The sequence below is a fragment of the Xanthomonas pisi DSM 18956 genome (assembly GCF_001010415.1).
GTDB lineage: Bacteria > Pseudomonadota > Gammaproteobacteria > Xanthomonadales > Xanthomonadaceae > Xanthomonas > Xanthomonas pisi.
The window spans coordinates 1-390 of sequence record NZ_JPLE01000318.1 but is presented as its reverse complement, the minus strand read 5'-3'; the positions used below and the strand labels follow the sequence as shown (position 1 = coordinate 390).

At 44.4% G+C, this 390-nt stretch carries 1 protein-coding gene; it reads left to right on the top strand.

The window, feature by feature from the left end; genetic code table 11:
* The coding region (locus tag Y887_RS21225) for a hypothetical protein (RefSeq protein WP_211257040.1) at nt 1-297 on the top strand (297 nt) is incomplete at its 5' end.
* Nucleotides 298-390: the final 93 nt, after the last annotated feature.

Sequence of the window (390 nt, the reverse complement as noted above, 5' to 3'; positions counted from 1 at the left end):
CACGAATCCCACAGGGCAGATTCTCGGTTTATCAATCAAGTATTATCAGGCGGCCACAGGAAATTCCCGCAGGATTTGTTGGGGTCCGATTACTATTCAAGGCGTTTCTTTCCAGAAAACGTATCAGATATTCACAATTATATGGATGAGTTGGCACAGGCCAATCCATCGACCGTAACGAAGAAAGTTGGTAAAAGGAAAGATGTATATTTCGTTAACGGAGATTCACCTTTGGTGGTGGCGATTAATACTGATGCAGAGTACGTTAATTCTGTGGATTTAATGTACAAGAACTAAGGTCCGTGAATCGTTTGGTGTGGGTCGCTTATGGCAACCATATATTTTGCCTGCCGCGAAGGAGGGGACTGCGAATGTCCTGTCGGTACTAAG